Source organism: Desulfobulbus propionicus DSM 2032, assembly GCF_000186885.1.
Classification (GTDB): domain Bacteria; phylum Desulfobacterota; class Desulfobulbia; order Desulfobulbales; family Desulfobulbaceae; genus Desulfobulbus; species Desulfobulbus propionicus.
This window is the reverse complement of the sequence record NC_014972.1, coordinates 1,249,068-1,264,687: the sequence shown is the minus strand read 5'-3', so window position 1 is coordinate 1,264,687 and position 15,620 is coordinate 1,249,068. Positions and strand designations below refer to the sequence as shown.

16 protein-coding genes are annotated in these 15,620 nt (G+C 61.5%); 8 read left to right on the top strand and 8 right to left on the bottom strand.

All coding sequences use genetic code 11. The annotated features are described in order from the left end of the window. Positions 1-38: 38 nt before the first annotated feature. The 4 genes from DESPR_RS05580 (at position 39) to DESPR_RS05565 (ending at position 4,417) form a co-directional block, all read left to right on the top strand. A complete protein-coding gene (locus tag DESPR_RS05580) occupies positions 39-671 on the top strand; it encodes a nitrite/sulfite reductase domain-containing protein (protein ID WP_015723839.1) in 633 nt (210 codons plus the stop codon). 30 nt (positions 672-701) lie between these two features. Continuing rightward, positions 702-1,445 (top strand): ATP-binding protein, encoded by a 744-nt coding sequence (locus DESPR_RS05575; RefSeq protein ID WP_015723838.1) that lies wholly within the window; start codon positions 702-704, stop codon positions 1,443-1,445. Between the two features lie 196 nt (positions 1,446-1,641). Next, positions 1,642-2,160 carry a shikimate kinase gene (locus DESPR_RS05570; RefSeq protein WP_015723837.1) on the top strand — a complete coding sequence of 173 codons (519 nt, stop codon included), beginning with the start codon at positions 1,642-1,644 and terminating at the stop codon, positions 2,158-2,160. Positions 2,161-2,419: 259 nt separating this feature from the next. Beyond that, positions 2,420-4,417 carry a methyl-accepting chemotaxis protein gene (locus DESPR_RS05565; protein WP_015723836.1) on the top strand — a complete coding sequence of 666 codons (1,998 nt, stop codon included), beginning with the start codon at positions 2,420-2,422 and terminating at the stop codon, positions 4,415-4,417. A gap of 109 nt (positions 4,418-4,526) precedes the next feature. On the opposite strand, the gene DESPR_RS05560 is transcribed toward DESPR_RS05565, so the two are convergent. The 7 genes from DESPR_RS05560 to DESPR_RS05525 form a co-directional block, all read right to left on the bottom strand. Continuing rightward, on the bottom strand, positions 4,527-4,886 hold the full coding sequence (locus DESPR_RS05560) for a NifB/NifX family molybdenum-iron cluster-binding protein (RefSeq protein WP_015723835.1): 360 nt from the start codon (positions 4,884-4,886) through the stop codon (positions 4,527-4,529). 21 nt (positions 4,887-4,907) lie between these two features. Continuing rightward, on the bottom strand, positions 4,908-5,282 hold the full coding sequence (locus tag DESPR_RS05555) for a NifB/NifX family molybdenum-iron cluster-binding protein (protein ID WP_015723834.1): 375 nt from the start codon (positions 5,280-5,282) through the stop codon (positions 4,908-4,910). A 27-nt stretch (positions 5,283-5,309) separates the two neighbouring features. After that, a complete protein-coding gene (locus tag DESPR_RS05550; RefSeq protein WP_015723833.1) occupies positions 5,310-6,215 on the bottom strand; it encodes an ATP-binding protein in 906 nt (301 codons plus the stop codon). Next, on the bottom strand, positions 6,200-7,066 hold the full coding sequence (locus DESPR_RS05545; RefSeq protein WP_015723832.1) for an ATP-binding protein: 867 nt from the start codon (positions 7,064-7,066) through the stop codon (positions 6,200-6,202). The genes DESPR_RS05550 and DESPR_RS05545 overlap by 16 nt, the downstream gene beginning before the upstream one ends. After that, the gene (locus DESPR_RS05540; protein ID WP_015723831.1) at positions 7,063-7,461 is read right to left on the bottom strand and encodes a response regulator; all 399 of its coding nucleotides are present in this window, start codon (positions 7,459-7,461) and stop codon (positions 7,063-7,065) included. Before DESPR_RS05540 ends, DESPR_RS05545 begins: the two co-directional genes overlap by 4 nt. Positions 7,462-7,815: 354 nt before the next feature. Beyond that, positions 7,816-8,340 (bottom strand): NifB/NifX family molybdenum-iron cluster-binding protein, encoded by a 525-nt coding sequence (locus tag DESPR_RS17095; RefSeq protein ID WP_015723830.1) that lies wholly within the window; start codon positions 8,338-8,340, stop codon positions 7,816-7,818. A 164-nt stretch (positions 8,341-8,504) separates the two neighbouring features. Next, complete coding sequence (locus DESPR_RS05525; protein WP_015723829.1) at positions 8,505-9,923, bottom strand: sigma-54 interaction domain-containing protein; 1,419 nt, start codon at positions 9,921-9,923, stop codon at positions 8,505-8,507. Positions 9,924-10,110: 187 nt separating this feature from the next. On the opposite strand from DESPR_RS05525, the gene DESPR_RS05520 reads away from it, so the two are divergent. The 3 genes from DESPR_RS05520 to DESPR_RS05510 all read left to right on the top strand — a co-directional run bounded on the left by DESPR_RS05520 (position 10,111) and on the right by DESPR_RS05510 (position 13,313). Continuing rightward, positions 10,111-10,677, top strand: coding sequence for a TetR/AcrR family transcriptional regulator (locus DESPR_RS05520; RefSeq protein ID WP_015723828.1), 567 nt, complete (start codon positions 10,111-10,113; stop codon positions 10,675-10,677). Between the two features lie 96 nt (positions 10,678-10,773). Next, entirely contained in the window at positions 10,774-11,553 is a 780-nt protein-coding gene (locus DESPR_RS05515; RefSeq protein WP_015723827.1) for an enoyl-CoA hydratase/isomerase family protein, read from the top strand. A gap of 65 nt (positions 11,554-11,618) precedes the next feature. Beyond that, a complete protein-coding gene (locus tag DESPR_RS05510) occupies positions 11,619-13,313 on the top strand; it encodes an FAD-dependent oxidoreductase (protein WP_015723826.1) in 1,695 nt (564 codons plus the stop codon). Between the two features lie 102 nt (positions 13,314-13,415). Here DESPR_RS05510 and DESPR_RS05505 read toward each other — a convergent pair whose 3' ends face one another. Next, complete coding sequence (locus DESPR_RS05505) at positions 13,416-14,063, bottom strand: methyltransferase domain-containing protein (RefSeq protein ID WP_015723825.1); 648 nt, start codon at positions 14,061-14,063, stop codon at positions 13,416-13,418. 257 nt (positions 14,064-14,320) lie between these two features. Between DESPR_RS05505 and DESPR_RS05500 the strand changes: the two genes are divergently transcribed. Beyond that, on the top strand, positions 14,321-15,517 hold the full coding sequence (locus DESPR_RS05500; RefSeq protein WP_015723824.1) for an MFS transporter: 1,197 nt from the start codon (positions 14,321-14,323) through the stop codon (positions 15,515-15,517). Positions 15,518-15,620 lie beyond the last annotated feature (103 nt).

The window sequence follows — 15,620 nt, the reverse complement described above, 5'->3', positions numbered from 1 at the left end:
GCCGGTGATGCCGGGCCAGGGGGTGAGAGGAAGACACCATGAACGACAACCACAAGACCTATCTCGTGCTGCCTCATTTTGACGCTGGCCTGCTCAGCCCTGAAGATTTGGAACAGTTGGCCGCGCTGGCGCGGAAATACCGGATTCCGCAGACCAAGATCACCGGCGCCCAGCGGATCGCCTTCCTCGGCATGGAGCCTGAAGCCCTGGTGGGACTGCGCGCGGAACTGGGTATCCCGGAGACACTGCCCCACACCCGCAATCGGATTCATTACGTCCAGGCCTGCCCGGGACGCACCTGGTGCAAATACGGTCATCAGGACGCCTTGAGCCTGGGCGAGCGGATCAAGGCGATCGAATTGGACGGCCCCCTGCCGGCCAAGGTCAAGGTGGGGATTTCCGGCTGCCGCTTCTGTTGCTGCGAATCGTGGATGCGCGATGTCGGCCTGACCGGTGAAAGCAAGGGGTGGCGGTTCACCTTTGGCGGCAACGCCGCCGGCCGCCCGCGTATCGGCGATGTGGTTGCCGAGGGATTGAACGATGACGAAGCCGTGACCCTGGTCACCAGAACACTGAATTACTATCTCCATGCGGCCCGGTTCAAGAGCCGTTCGGCCCGATTCATGGAACGCTACGGGATCGAGGCCTTGAAAAAGGCGGTCCTCGAATAATCGACACTCACTGGACACAAAGAAAAGACCATGAAAATATTGCGAAAAATCATTAAGATCGACGAAGAATTGTGCAACGGCTGCGGCCAGTGCGTGCCCGACTGTGCCGAAGGTTCCCTGCAGATCATTGACGGCAAGGCCCGGCTGGTGGCGGACAAACTGTGCGACGGCCTCGGCGCCTGCCTCGGCTCCTGCCCAACCGGTGCCTTGCAGATCATCGAACGCGAGGCCGATGAGTTCGACGAGGAGGCGGTCCATCAGTTCCTGGCCAGCAAAGGGCAAGAGGAGGCCAAGCCAGCGATCCCGCACGGTTCAGGCTGTCCTTCGGCCCGGCTGCAGACACATGCGCCGGTGTCGCCCTGCCAAATGGCCAACGTGCCCACCAGCCAAGCCGGGTCGGCCCTGTCGCACTGGCCGGTGCAGATCCGGTTGATACCGCCGACCGCGCCCTTTCTCGAAAATTGTGACCTATTGGTGGCCGCCGACTGCACCGCCGTGGCCTATGCCGGCCTGCAGCAGGATTTCCTTGCCGGTCGGGTGGTGATGATGGGCTGCCCCAAGTTTGATGACCAGCAACTCTATGTCGACCGCTTCACCGAGATCTTCCGCACCCGCAAGCTGAACTCGCTGACCATCCTGATCATGGAGGTGCCTTGCTGCCACGCCATGCTGCATATCATCAAAAGGGCCTGGGATACGGCCAAACCCAATTTTCCCGTCCGCCACGTGGTGGTCTCCACCCGGGGCGAACTCAAGGGCGAAACCACCTGGTAAGCCCATCGTTTCTCCGCCTCTCCACCTCACCCTGGGCTGCCGATCTCCTTGCGGCGGTTCCGGGGTGAGTTTTTCCCCCCTTTTGCCCCGCCCCCGATTCTCCCTTGCCCTCGATCTTCCGGTGGGCTAGGCTGTCGGCAACAGAACAGCTCCCCGATCCCCGCCGGATCGCCACCTCTTGCGCGGAACCTCCACCATGAGAACCAATCTGACCCTAATCGGCATGCCCGGCGCGGGTAAAAGCACCGTAGGCATCATTCTGGCCAAAAACATGGGGCTGGGCTTCATCGACACCGATGTGCTCATCCAGATCAACCGGCAAAAAACCCTGCAGCAGATTCTCGACGAAAGCGACCACCTCACCCTGCGGGCCATCGAGGAAGAGGAAATCCTCAAACTCAACATCAGCCACCATGTGATCGCCACCGGCGGCAGCGCCGCCTACAGTGCCAGGGCCATGACCCATTTGCAGCGGATGTCGATCGTCATCTTCCTTGAGGTGTCCTTCCCGGAAATCGAGCGCCGCATTCGCAACTTCGCCACCCGGGGCATCGCCAAGGCCAAGGATCAGACCTTCCGGGAACTGTTCGACGAGCGTCAGCTGCTGTACAAACGCTACGCGGAAATCACCATCGCCTGCGACGGCATCGGCCAGGAAGAGGTCGCCCGGCGCATTGCCGACCAGGTGCACAGCCAAGACACGTCTTGCACCTGATCACGCCGATCGCCCTCCCCTCCAGCCCAAGCGGCGCAAAAGGGTGTGTGCCGTAATCCCTGCTGTCCTCCCCGCGACCCTCTAGGTAAATTTACCTAATTTTTACTCTCCAGTTTTTGACTTTCCCACCTGGAAACACCTATCATGCGAACAGGAGAAGCGTGGCGCCAAGCGCCTCGACCAAACGGGATATCGTGCGAGGTGGCGGCGCCCACCTGAAAGCACGCATCGACGCACCAAAATCCACAGGGAGGGGGACATGAATTTGCATTCGATCCGGTTCAAACTCGTCAGCGGGGGCTGTTTCGCCATCCTCGTGCTGTTGATCGTCAACGGCTACATCTCGATCACCAACTCCTCCCGGGCGCTGACCGACCTGGCCATGAAAAACGCCGAGGCCACGGCCAAGGGCATCGCCGTTCAGCTCGACAAGGCCTTGCTGGGAGAGCTCAAGACCGCCCTGGCCTTCGCGACGGAAAGCACCTTCAAGGCCGTGGGCGAAGAGGTCAAGGCCAAAGGCATCGACGGCGCCGCTTCGTCCATTCAGGTTCTCCGCCAGCTGATGAAGACCAAGTTCAAGACCCTGGGGAACAATTACCTGGGTATCTTTATCACCGATGCCAAGGGCACGCTTTACACCGGCGAACTGGCCGACGGCAGCGAGTACAAGGGCTCCAACATCGCCGAGCGGCCCTACTTCCAGACGGTGAAGCAAAGCGGCAAGCCCGTGTTCGGCGATGTGGTGCGTTCGCAAAAAACCGGGGAAATCATCAGTGTCGCCTGCGCGCCTGTTCTCTCGGATTCCGGCGAATTTCTCGGGGCATTCGGGATGTCGATGAAGGCCTCTGCCCTGACCCACCTGGTGACGGACAACAAAATCAGCGAAACCGGCTATGCCTTCATGATCAACAAGGACGGCATCATCATTGCCCATGTGGTGGAGAAGAATGTCCTTCAACTCGATTTGAAGACACTCAAGGGCATGGAAACCATCACCAACGCCATGATGGCGGGCAAGACCGGTGTGGAGAAATACGTTTACCAGGGACTGGACAAGATTGCCGGTTACGCGCCGATTGCCACCACCGGCTGGAGCGTGGCGGCGACGCAGGAATCGAATGAGTTTCTCGCCAGCGTCAATGCCCTGAAGCGGACCATCCTGTGGATCGCCATGACTTCCTTGCTGCTGGCCGCCGTCCTTATCTTTCTGGCGGCAACGGCAATCACCAAACCGATCAACAAGGCCGTGGAGGGACTCAAGGACATCGCCCAGGGCGAGGGCGATCTGACCATGCGCCTGGCTGTCACCTCCAAGGATGAGGTCGGCGAATTGGCCACCTGGTTCAATGTTTTCATCGAAAAACTGCAACAGATCATCGGCCGAATCAGCAGCAACACCCAGTCGGTGCATCTGTCGGTCGGCGAACTGGCCGGGATTGCCGCCGCGCTTTCCAAGAATGCCGAACATACCTCGGGTCGAGCCAACAACGTGGCCACCGCTGCCGAGGAGATGAGCGCCAACCTCAACGGCGTGGCCGCGGCCATGGAGCAATCGACCACCAACACCACCATGGTGGCCAGCGCCGCCGAACAGATGACCGCGACCATCAACCAGATCGCCCAGAACGCCGAACAGGCCCATTCGATCTCGGAAAAGGCAGTGCACCAGGCGGCCAGCACCTCGAACAAGATGGCAGAACTGGGTCAGGCGGCGCAGGCGATCGGCAAGGTCACCGAGGCGATCACCGAGATCTCCGAGCAGACCAACCTGCTGGCGCTCAACGCCACCATCGAGGCGGCCCGGGCCGGCGAGGCCGGCAAGGGCTTTGCCGTGGTCGCCAACGAAATCAAGGAACTGGCCAAACAGACCGCCGCCGCCACCCAGGATATCAAAAACCAGATCGCCGGCGTTCAGGGCACCACCCAGTCGACGGTGGAGGAGATCAACCAAATCACCAAGATTATCAACAGCATCAACGAAATCGTGGCCACCATCTCCACTGCGGTGGGTGAACAGTCGGCGGCCACCGGGGAGATCGCCGACAACATCGCCCAAGCCTCGCAGGGACTGGCCGAGGTCAACGAAAATGTCAGCCAGAGTTCAGCCGTGGCCGGCACCATCACCCAGGACATCGCCGGAGTCAACCAGGCGGCCAACGAAATCACCGGCAGCAGCCGGCAGGTCAAGGCGAGTGCCGACACCCTGCAGCAGCTGGCCAACGAGCTCCAGGGGATCGTCAACACCTTCAAGATCTGATTCCAACTTACTTTCAAGTTGTATATCTACAAAAAAAGCCGGGCAGGAGGCGAACATGTCGCCCCGCTGTCCGGCTTTCGTTTTATCGACGGATTGGCTCCAGTACGCCTTACCAGTGGGCCTCCTTGTTGGCCGCCGTCGAATAGAGTATCTTGCCCGCCTTGAAATCGGCCACCGCATCGCGAACCTTGCCGGTCACGTCGCTGACCACCTTGATCTCGGCAGCCTCCAGGGTGGCGAAGGCCTTCGGGCCGCAATAGCCGGTCATCAGCACCTTGGCGCCCTTGTCGCTGACCATGGTCGCCGCCTGAATGCCCGCCCCCTTGAAGGCATTGACGTTGTCGCTGTTATCCACCACCTCGAAGGCCATGGTGTCGGTCTCGACGATCAGGATATACGGCGCCCGGCCAAAGCGGGGATCGACCTCGCTGTCCAGCAGGACGCCCTTGGATGTCACCGCAATTTTCATTCTTCCTCCTTGCCGTTCAGGTCAGTGACCGCCGCCACCGCAGACCTGGTTGTCAGCGATTTTCGGCAGGTTGCCGGCGATGAAGTCCTCGACCACCGGCCGGATCTCCGGACGGACACCGTCGTGGTAGACCTCGATGCCGACCTGACGAAAACCCATCAGCGGCCGCATGCCGATGCCGCCAACCACCAGGGCGTTGACGCCTGCCTGGGCCAGCAGGGTGACCGGCACCATGCAGCCGCCCTGCACATGCTCCTGGTTGGGCAGGATCGAGACCTGCTTGATCTGGCCGTCCTCGACATCGATGCAGGTAAACACGTCGCAGTGCCCGAAATGACCGGCCCGCATGCCGTCCAGCCCGCCTTGTCCCTCGGAGGGAATGGCTAATCGCACCATTGGTTTTTCTCCTTGTTCCTTTATTTGTTATTGAATCGTTGCGTTGAAGTCCACGATCCCCAACGGGTTCATGGACGGTGAATTGATGATTTTGGCCCAGATCTCCCGCACCCGCTGATGGGTCGGCGACTCTTCACCGAATTCGAACAGGGTCTTGCCGGCCACCATCGACCGGGTGAAAATTGGATCAAAGGGCACCCGGCCAAGCAAGGCGGCGTTGCGCTTGGCAGCCAGGGTTTCAATGGCCTCGGTCATCTCCGGGTTGAGATCGAACTTGTTGACGCAGACCATGCCCGGCACCTTGAAATGGGCGGCAAGATCGATCACCCGCTCCATGTCGTGGATGCCGGAAACGGTCGGTTCGACCACGATCACCAGGGCGGTGGCCCCGCCGATGGCGGCGATCACCGGGCAGCCGATGCCCGGCGGACCGTCGGTCAGCATCAAATCGCAACCGTGCCTCTCGGCGAGCTGCCGAGTCTCCTTGCGCACCAGGCTGACCAGCTTGCCCGAGTTCTCCTCGGCGATCCCCAGGCGGGCATGGACCATGGGACCGAAGCGGGTTTCTGAGATGTACCATTCGCCGCAGCGCTGCACCGGAAAATCGATGGCCGCCTCCGGGCAGAAATCCACACAAACACCGCAACCCTCGCACCGGATGGGGTCGACCTCAAAGGCTTCGGTGATGGCTCCGAAGCGGCAGAGGCTACGACAGGTCCCGCATCCGGTGCACAGGTCGGGGTTGATCACGGCTTTGCTGCCGCCCATGAAGTCGGTGCGCTGCCGCACTGCTGGCTGCATCAGCAGGTGCAGGTCGGCGGCGTCGACATCGGCGTCGCAGAGTATACTGTTGTGGGCCAAGGCGGCAAAAGCAGCGGTCAGGCTGGTCTTGCCGGTGCCGCCCTTGCCGCTGATGATTACGAGTTCACGCATGTTGCCGCCGTGCTCCTGTTGACGATGGTTTCTATCCGTTGAGACAGTTGGATGAATTTTTCGCGCCACTCGGGCAGCTCCTCCACGATCAGCCGGCCGCGCGAATAGGCCTCGGCGATACGCCGGTCAAAGGGGATGGCCATGAGTAGCGGCAATCCCTCGACCTCGGCGTAGGCAAAGACCTGATCGTCGCCGAGGTCGGCGCGGTTGACCACCAGCCCGGCGGGAATGCCGAGCAGTTTGACCGCCGCCACCGCCAGCCGCAGGTCATGCAGGCCAAACGGGGTGGGCTCGGTGACCAGCAGGACGAAATCCGCGTCAAGCATGGCGGCAATCACCGGACAGGAGGTGCCCGGCGGCGCGTCGACAATGGTGAGCCGTTGGGGGTTCGCTTCGGCCCGGACCCGTTTGATCAAAGGGGGCGACATGGCCTCGCCCACCCGCAACCGGCCATTGATGAAACGGATATCGCCACGATGGCCGAAGTCGAGCGTCCCCAACTCCCGTCCGGTCTCGGTGATCGCGCCTTCGGGGCAGACCAGCATGCAGCCGCCGCAGCTGTGACAGAGTTCGGCAAAGATTAGCACCCGCTTGCCCACCACGGCCAAGGCATTGAAGCGGCAAATATCGGAGCATTTTCTGCAAAAGGTGCATTTGGATTCATTCACCAGGGGGATGGGCGTGTTCACCTGCTCGCTGTGCTCGATGGTTGGCTGCAGAAATAAATGGGCATTGGGCTCCTCGACATCGCAATCAAGCAGCTCCACGCCGCTACCAAGCGCCATGGCCAAGTTGGTGGCCACCGTGGTCTTGCCGGTACCGCCCTTGCCGCTGGCCACGCTGATAATCATGCGGCCTCCTGTTTGGGAGGTACTTGCAGTAACCCGAAAATCTTCGACAGCACGGCCAACAGTGCCTCTGCGTCCCGCTCGCCCGGCTGCGGGGGCAGCTGCATCAAGACGCCCAACCCCTCGGTGACTTCGTGGAACTCCGCATCTGGCAGGGAACCGACAATGGCAGTGTTGGCCAACGGGTTGACTTTCACCAGTTGTTTGACAAAATCAACGCCGCTCATGTCATCAAGCTGCTCATCGACGATCACCAAATCCAGGCGTTTATTCTTGAGCTGCTCCAACCCGGCGGCTCCAGTGGCCACCGGAACCAGTTCCACGTCCTGTTCGCGCCGCAGACGGGTCACCAGAATCGAGAAGCGGGAAAAATTTTTCGCTACGAATACAATGGTCAACGCTGTTCTCTCCTTAAAAAAAACGGCTGTCAATTCCGACAACCGTTGATCTGTGCACTGTTGTTGTCAGGGGAGGGGCAATTACCCCAATTCAGCGATTCCCCCTTCGACCGCCTCCACCGCGACCGCAGCGCCCGGCTCCACCGGAACATCTGTTGCCCATGCCGCGGCCTCTTCCCACCCCCATACCGCTTCCTGCGGGTTGTTGGGATTGATCCGTAACGTTTTCCCCGTTTGTGGTGTTTTGCTGGCAGTTGCCCATTCCCCGGCCAATGGGACCGGTTCCTGTCGGACCTTTTCCATCCATTCCAGGCATATTCTCCCTCCGTCGCTCGCTGTTGTTCTTTCAGGCGTTCATTCGTGTTTCCACGAAGATGCCGGCGTTTCCGGCAGCTTCTCCGCCCCCTCGTTGATGGCGCTCTTTTCGCCCCGGCCTGTCCGGCCGCCACCAATCCACCCAGCGGTGACCGAACCAGCCCCGATTTCCCGTCCGCGCCGGATTCTGCCGCGACAACAGATCTGCTTGCCGCAACCCGGCATGCGAAATTCCGGACCAAAGGGCCGACCCAGCAGATACTGTGCAAGGACCTGGCGAACGTCACCGGTGATGAAGGGGATCAGTTCCACCCCCGCAGCCTCGAGCATGGACGCCGGCCCTTCCGACACCGCGCCGCAGATAATCAGCATCACCTGCTGGGCACGAAGCATCTGCAACAGTTCTCCCGGCCGTTCGGGATCAAAGGCGAGCAGGGACGTCCCGACCAAGGCATTGCCGTTGATCTCCGCGATCAACAGGGTACGAGCCGAATCAAACACCGGCGAAACCCGCTGCTCCCAGACGGTGACGGCAATTTTTTTCCCTGGGCCTCGTGCTTTCATACTCACCTAAAAGCATATTGTGTGCCACAATAGAGCGACATGACAACCAAAAGCGAATCTCTTTGAAAAAACAGACTATTTTCCATGCACCACTGGCACGGACGGTCGTTGTTGCGTTGCACGGCGATCCGCATGCGACCCTGTGCACCGTTGCATAGTTGCAATCACGCGACCCTGCTCGTCTTTGCGCCGCTATGGCGGCCGTCGATCTCCGGCAGATCGAGCTGCAGTTTCTTCACTTTCCGAAACAGGGTGGACTTGTGCATGCCCAGTTCGCGGGCGGCGGCCAACCGGTTGTAGTTGTTGCGCTCTAGGGCTTCGAGGATGGCCTCCCGTTCAGTGGCCCGGTGCAGGGCGCTCATGGAGGCCGAGGGCGGCGCGGTCACTGGGGCGGGAGCTGACGTGGACAGAGGGGTGGCGTGCAGGTAGGCCGGCAGGTGGTGAAGACCGATCGGCCCCTGGGAACACAGGATAAAGGCGTGCTCGATGATATTTTCCAGCTCGCGGATATTTCCCGGATACTCGTGGGCCATCAACCGTTCCAAAGCCGCGGGTTCGATGCCGCTGAGCATTTTACCGCGCAGCCGATTCATCTTGTCGATGAACCGCTCGATCAGGAGCGGGATGTCTTCCTTGCGCTCGCGCAGGGGCGGCAGTGGCAAGCGGACAATATTGATCCGATAGAAGAGGTCGCGGCGGAAGCTGCCCTGCTCGACCAGGGCTTCCAAATTACGGTTGGTGGCCGCCAGGATGCGCACGTTGACCCGCTCCTTTTTGATGCTGCCCAGGGCCTGGAATTCCCGCTCCTCCAGTACCCGCAGCAACTTGACCTGAAAGGCCGGGCTGGTCTCGCCCAATTCGTCAAGCAGGATGGTGCCTCCATCGGCCAGGCTGAAATAGCCCGGCTTGTCGTGGGCGGCATTGGTGAATGCCCCGGCCTTGTAGCCGAACAGCTCGGATTCGAGCAGGGTGTCGGGCAGGGCGCCGCAGTTGATGGCCACAAAGGGTTTGTCTCGCCGGGTGGAGAGGTCATGGAGCGATCTGGCCATGATCTCCTTGCCGGTGCCGGTCTCGCCCTCGATCAGCACCGTGGAGTCGCTCTCGGCAATCTGCGGCAGGACCGCGAAGATTTTCTTCATTGCCCGGCTGCGGCTGACCATGTCGCCCTGGCGGAAGGTGGCGCTCAGTTCGCGGCGCAGTTCCTCCACCACCGTATTGTCGCGGAAGGTTTCCACTCCGCCGAGGATTTCGCCCGATTCGCTTTTCAGCGGCGCGGTGGAAACGCTGATCGGGATGCGCTTCTTGTCGCTGTTGATGATGTAGGTCGAACTGCTGACAAAGGAGCGCCCTTCCTTCATGGTCTTCCGCAGGGCGCAGTCCCCCTCGCACATGTTGGAGCGAAAGACCTCCCAGCAATAGCGGCCGATGGCCTCCTCGCGGGGAACGCCGGTGATCTCCTCGGCCGCCCGGTTGAACGACATGATCCGCCATTCGTGGTTGACCGTGAACACGCCGTCCGAAATACTCTCCAGAATGATGTCGGTGACGCCGTCCGGCGGCCGGGTTTTCTTTTGTTTCGCCATGCCCGTTGGTTTGTGATGGGTTGTTCCGCTCAACGCTCAAATGTATTCTTGATAATCAGCAGTTCCCGTGCTGGCAACCCCTGGGAACAGGGTTGCGCAATCGTTGCCCAGGTACCACATTTTTCTTGCACTTCGGCAGGCAACATTGTACCTACTGGTATGTAAATTTTCAAGGGGAACTAAATCTATGGATGCACGGGAACGATTGATCACCTCCACCCAGGCGTTGCTCTGGGAACGGGGCTATGTGGGCACCAGCCCCAAGGCTATTCAGCAGCGCGCCGGTGTCGGCCAAGGCAGCATGTACCATCACTTCAGCGGCAAGTCCGAGTTGGCTCTGGCGGCCATCCATCGCTGCGCCGACCAGATCAGGGCCTATACCGAACAGCGCCTTTCCGCCCCGGGAACCGCCTTTGCGCGAATCGAGGCCTTTCTCCTTCAGGAACGGCAGGTTCTCCAGGGATGCCAGCTCGGCCGGCTGACGGCCGATCCCGAGATCGTTGCCAACCCTGACTTGCATCGGCCGGTCGATGCCACCTTTGTTTGGCTGCGGCAGCGTTTGGCCGAAGTGCTGGACGAGGGCGTGGCCAACGGTGAATTCGCCGTCGGACTCGATGTCAACGATATCGCCGCCACCATTGCCGGGGTGGTGCAGGGCGGCTATGTGCTGGCCAAGGCAGCGGGGTCGGATGAGCCCTACTACAGCGCGATTCGAGGAATTCTCGCCTTGCTGGCGCCGCCAACGAGGCAATGAGCGGATGAGGCGGGACCGCTGGGGAAGAGGCGCGCCGTCCAGTCGAACAACTGGCGGAAGCCAGGTGTCCTTTCACTGTCAATCAAGGAGGTTTGCATGGGGTACGAGACTGTTTCGCTAACATTTGCCGATGATTATGTGGCCGAGATCACGCTGAATCGTCCGGAGAATCTGAACACCTTCAACATTCCGCTCGCTATGGAGCTGCACCAGGCCCTGCTGGAGATCGACCGAGACGACCGGGCGCGGGTCGCACTCGTCAAAGGCGCGGGCAAGGCCTTTTGCGCCGGTATCGACGTCAGCTTTCTTCCCGGCAAGTCGGTGCAGGAATACCGGGAATGGATCGAGTGCATGGAAGCGCCCCTGGTGACCATCAGCCGGATGCGCAAACCGGTGATCGCCCAGGTGCATGGCGTGGCCGCCGCTAACGGCGCCGGCCTGGTGGCGGCCGCCGATCTGGCCATTGCCGGCGAGAAGGCGCGCATCGGCCTGACCGCGATCAATGTCGGCCTCAACTGCGTGGGGCCGGTGATCCCGGTCAGCCGGTCGGTGGGCAGGAAAAAGGCCCTGGAGTTGCTCTTTTTCGGTGAACTCATTCCGGCCCCAGAGGCCGCACAAATGGGTCTGATCAACCGGGTGGTTACCGATGGCGACCTGGAAACCGAAGCCCGGACCTGGGCCGCCAAGCTGGCGCAAAAAAGTCCACTGGCCCTGCAACACGCCAAAAAAGCCTTCTACTCGGCCGCGGACCAGGAATACACCAAGGCCTTTGACTACATGAACGAGGCCTTTGCCCGCCTGTGCGCCACCGACGACGCCAAGGAAGGAATCGTCGCCTTCAAGGAGAAGCGCCCGGCGGTGTGGAGCGGGAAATAAGCCGGTTTTCTGACCGCTTGCCGACAAGCGGTTTTCTTTTGACCTTTTCAACGGGAAGGCAGCGCATGACGAATAAAAAAATTGTTGTCATCGGCGGTTCGGCCGCCGGTGCCAAGGCCGCGGCCAAGGCACGAAGACTCGATGAATTTGCCGACATCACCATTGTCCAGAAGGCCCCGGATCTGTCCATGGCCTCCTGCGGCTATCCCTACTATGTCGGCGGAGTATTCAATGATCGCAACGCCCTGCTGTGCACGCCGGCGGGGGTGGTTCGCGATCCGGTCTTTTTCCAGAAGGCGAAAAAGATCACCGCCCTGGTCGAAACCGAGGTCACGGCCATCAATCGGGCAAACAAACAGGTGACCTGCCGTCACTGCAAGAGCGGTGAGCACACCACGCTGGCCTACGACAAGCTGGTCATCGCCACCGGCGCCCGGGCCAACATGCCGCCCATTCCGGGAATCGATCTGCCGGGGGTCACAACCCTGCTGTCCATGGCCGACACCGACTACCTGCGGGCCATTCGCGATGCCGGTGAGGTCAAGCGGGCAGTGGTGATCGGCGGCGGCCTGATCGGTGTCGAGGCCTGCGAGGCCCTGCAACAGTCAGGCATCCAGGTAACGGTGGTCGAGGCCGTGGATCAGGTGCTCACCTTCCTCGACTGGGATCTGGCCAAGCTGGTGGAGAACCACATGCAGGCCAAGGGTGTTCGGGTGTTGACCGGTATCGGCGTCAAGGAGTTTGTCGGCGAGAACGGCAAGCTGATCGGAGTCAAGCTGGCCGACGGCACGGTCCTGGAGTGCGGCCTGGCGGTGATGGCCATCGGCGTGCGCCCGAACAGCGAGCTGGCCCGGGAAGCGCGACTGGCCGTCGGCACGTTCGGCGGCATCACGGTCAACCAATACATGCAGACCTCGGATCCGGACATCTATGCCGGCGGCGACTGCGTCGAGATCCCCAGCCGGATCACCGGAAGTCCTGCCTTTGCTCCCATGGGCGACCTCGCCAATCTGGAAGGCCGGGTGATCGGTGAGAATATCATCTGCGGCAACACGGCCACTTTTCCCGGCACGGTGCACACCGGCATCTGCAAAGTGTTCGATTTCAGCGCCGGCTCCACCGGGCTTTCGGAGAAAGCGGCTCAGCGTATCGGCATGGACGGTTACACCACGGTGGTCAATGCCAGCCCCGACAAACCGGGGTTCATGGGCGCCAAGATTCTGGTGTCCAAACTGCTGGTCGACAAGGAGCAACGCATTCTGGGGTATCAGTGCGTGGGTCTGGGTGATGTCAGCCGCCAGATCGCCACCGCCGCTATGGCCATCCAGGGCAAGCTGAAGCTCGCGGACGTGATCAATGCCGATCTGCCCTACGCGCCGCCCTTCTCCCCGGCCATCGACCACTTCATCACCGCCGCCCACATCATGGAAAACAAGCTCAAGGGACGGATGACCGGCATCGGGGTGCGTGAGGTGTGGCACAAGCTCCAGGCCGGCGAAAAGCCGTTCCTGCTCGATGGCCGCAACCCCAACGAATACGAGGAGATGCATCTGGGCATCGGCGAGACCCTGATCCCGCTCGGCGCCCTGCGGGCACGCCTGAATGAACTGCCGGCCGACAAGGACGCGGAGATCATCTGTTTCTGCAAGATCTCGCTGCGCGGCTACGAGGCCGAGTGCATCCTGCGGGCGCACGGCTACACCAACGTCAAGGTCATGGAAGGCGGCATCATGGCCTGGCCCTATCCACGCGAGAAATAAACCGGAACCTGTCGATGTTCCTCCCTGACCGGCAGGAGCTGGGGTCGTTTCGGCGGCCCCGGTTTCTGCCGGTTTTTGTTTGCGCAGCGCACGGCGCACCCCTCACGCGGCCGGTCGACGGCGAAACAGCGCCACCCGGCAGCCATCCTGCCAGAACAGTTCCAGGCCGAAACAGCGGGCAATGACGTCAAGCGTCTGCCGATGATAGAAAGCGACATGCGTCCGATCGCGGGTGTAGGACCAGGTGGCGAAGCGATCCTGGGTGGTCCAGAACTCGGTCATGATCCCCAGCAGGCCGCCGGGCGCGAGCAGGCCGCATACCCGGGCGATCTCCCGTCCAGGGACATGAAAATGCTCAAAGCATTCGGTGGAGAGGATGAAATCGTAGGGCGGTTGCAGGGGGCCAGGGGCAAACAGCGGGTCATAGTCGTCGCAGGCCAGCCCTTCGCGCCGCAGCAACTGCGACAGGACCGGTCCCGGTCCGCAGCCGTAATCCAGGCCGCGCATGGCCGGATTGAGCAAGGGCAGCATCGGCCGGAGGATCTGCTGGAGAAAGCGGACGTAACCGCTGTCCTCGATGCTGTTCTGGTGCTGGCCATAGCGCGCCCGTTCCTGTTCCGGCGATAGCATGTCCCGAGGGTCGGTGAAGATCAGCCGGCAGTGGGGGCAGTGGAAATAGCGGCGTCGATCCGCGCCCCGGACCGGCTCTGTCCGATCCGAGGTCAAGCACAGGGGGCATGGGAGGGTCATCAAAGCCGATCTCCAGGGGAATACGGGATTCGCGGAAAGGCCGCGCATTGCGCCCTTCTTCTCAAGCAGCCCCATGGCCAGGACACCCACTCTTTCGCTTGCGACCGCCGCGCCGGTACCGCAACCGATGAAAACGGATGGCAAAATCGCGTTGAGACAGTATAGAAGAACTGTGCCGGGCACGGAGCGCCCGCCGCCCGGCCGGCACCGCCACGACGCGCCTTCCATTCTGCTCTTCCCCGGACACGGCAACCAGCATGACCATCACCAGCAACATCCTCAAGCTCAACATTTTCGCCGCCCTGAAGATGATGCTTTTCCCCATGGCGATCATCACCGTGTTCTGGAAAGATCAGATCGGCCTGTCGCTCTCGGAGATTCTGCTGGTCAACGTCTTTTTCTCCACCGCCAACCTGCTGATGGAATACCCCTCCGGGTATGTCAGCGATCGCTTGGGGTATCGGCTTTCCCTGGTCATTGCCTGTGTGTTTGGCATCTGCGGCTGGACCGCCTACCTTTTCGCGCACAGCTTTTGGCATGTGATCGGCGCCGAACTGTTGCTCGGCGTCTGCTACGCCTTTATCAGCGGCTCGGACAATGCCCTGCTCTACGAAACCCTGCGCGCCGGCGGCCGGAGCGAACTCTATACCCGCTGTGACGGCCGGATGGCCGGTTGGGCGCAGATCGGCGAGGCCGGCGGCGCACTCTGTGCCGGTTTGCTGTACGTCACCGCTCCCCTGCTGCCGTTCATGGTCCAGATCGGCGTCTGGGTGGCGGCCCTGGGAGTGGCGCTGTCGCTCCGCGAACCCCACGCGGACAAGGGGCCACACATCACCTCCCACCTGAGCGAGGCGCTGCGCATCGGCCGCCATGGCCTGGGAGAGAACAAGCCGCTGCGGGCGACCATCCTCCTGGGCATGCTGCTCGGGTTGGCCTCCTTCTATCCGGTGTGGCTGGTGCAGCCGTTCATGCGCGAGAGCGGCGTGCCCCTGGCCTGGTTCGGCCCCATCTGGGCCGGGGCCAACCTGATGGTCGCCGTCTGCGCCTACCACAGCCACAAGGTGCTCGACCTCCTTGGTCTGCGCCGCATCGTTCTGCTCTTTATCCTGCTGATTGTCGGCGCCTATGCGGGCCTGGGACTGACCTCGATGATCGGCAGCTTTCTCTTCTACTACCTGTTGACCGCCATGCGCGGCCTCCAGGGACCGATACTGCGCAGCCTCCTCCAGCAGCATGCCACCCGGCACATGCGGGCCAGCATCCTCTCGCTGCACAACCTCATGTTCCGTCTGGGCTACGTGGTCAGCGGCCCGTTGATCGGCTGGGTGAGCGATACCCGTGGCCTGCAGACCGCCTTTCTCACCCTGGCCTGCGCCTTTGCCCTTCTCCTGCCGCTGGCGGCCCGCAGCTTTCTTTGGCATCAAGACGAAGACCGGCGGCATCCCGCTCCGTGAATGGGCTGCGGCGCATCTTGACTGGCAATGCCTGCCATTTTTGGCTACGCTGCATCCACGGCAACCGCATGCGCTTAGCACGAACGGCTCCACGCACCCTGTA

Excerpts from the sequence above, each read along its gene's own strand:
- DESPR_RS05580 (WP_015723839.1), top strand. The coding sequence starts at position 39 with ATGAACGACAACCACAAGACCTATCTCGTGCTGCCTCATTTTGACGCT.
- DESPR_RS05575 (WP_015723838.1), top strand. The coding sequence starts at position 702 with ATGAAAATATTGCGAAAAATCATTAAGATCGACGAAGAATTGTGCAAC.
- DESPR_RS05570 (WP_015723837.1), top strand. The coding sequence starts at position 1,642 with ATGAGAACCAATCTGACCCTAATCGGCATGCCCGGCGCGGGTAAAAGC.
- DESPR_RS05565 (WP_015723836.1), top strand. The coding sequence starts at position 2,420 with ATGAATTTGCATTCGATCCGGTTCAAACTCGTCAGCGGGGGCTGTTTC.
- DESPR_RS05560 (WP_015723835.1), bottom strand. The coding sequence starts at position 4,886 with ATGAAAATTGCGGTGACATCCAAGGGCGTCCTGCTGGACAGCGAGGTC.
- DESPR_RS05555 (WP_015723834.1), bottom strand. The coding sequence starts at position 5,282 with ATGGTGCGATTAGCCATTCCCTCCGAGGGACAAGGCGGGCTGGACGGC.
- DESPR_RS05550 (WP_015723833.1), bottom strand. The coding sequence starts at position 6,215 with ATGCGTGAACTCGTAATCATCAGCGGCAAGGGCGGCACCGGCAAGACC.
- DESPR_RS05545 (WP_015723832.1), bottom strand. The coding sequence starts at position 7,066 with ATGATTATCAGCGTGGCCAGCGGCAAGGGCGGTACCGGCAAGACCACG.
- DESPR_RS17095 (WP_015723830.1), bottom strand. The coding sequence starts at position 8,340 with ATGAAAGCACGAGGCCCAGGGAAAAAAATTGCCGTCACCGTCTGGGAG.
- DESPR_RS05525 (WP_015723829.1), bottom strand. The coding sequence starts at position 9,923 with ATGGCGAAACAAAAGAAAACCCGGCCGCCGGACGGCGTCACCGACATC.
- DESPR_RS05520 (WP_015723828.1), top strand. The coding sequence starts at position 10,111 with ATGGATGCACGGGAACGATTGATCACCTCCACCCAGGCGTTGCTCTGG.
- DESPR_RS05515 (WP_015723827.1), top strand. The coding sequence starts at position 10,774 with ATGGGGTACGAGACTGTTTCGCTAACATTTGCCGATGATTATGTGGCC.
- DESPR_RS05510 (WP_015723826.1), top strand. The coding sequence starts at position 11,619 with ATGACGAATAAAAAAATTGTTGTCATCGGCGGTTCGGCCGCCGGTGCC.
- DESPR_RS05505 (WP_015723825.1), bottom strand. The coding sequence starts at position 14,063 with ATGACCCTCCCATGCCCCCTGTGCTTGACCTCGGATCGGACAGAGCCG.
- DESPR_RS05500 (WP_015723824.1), top strand. The coding sequence starts at position 14,321 with ATGACCATCACCAGCAACATCCTCAAGCTCAACATTTTCGCCGCCCTG.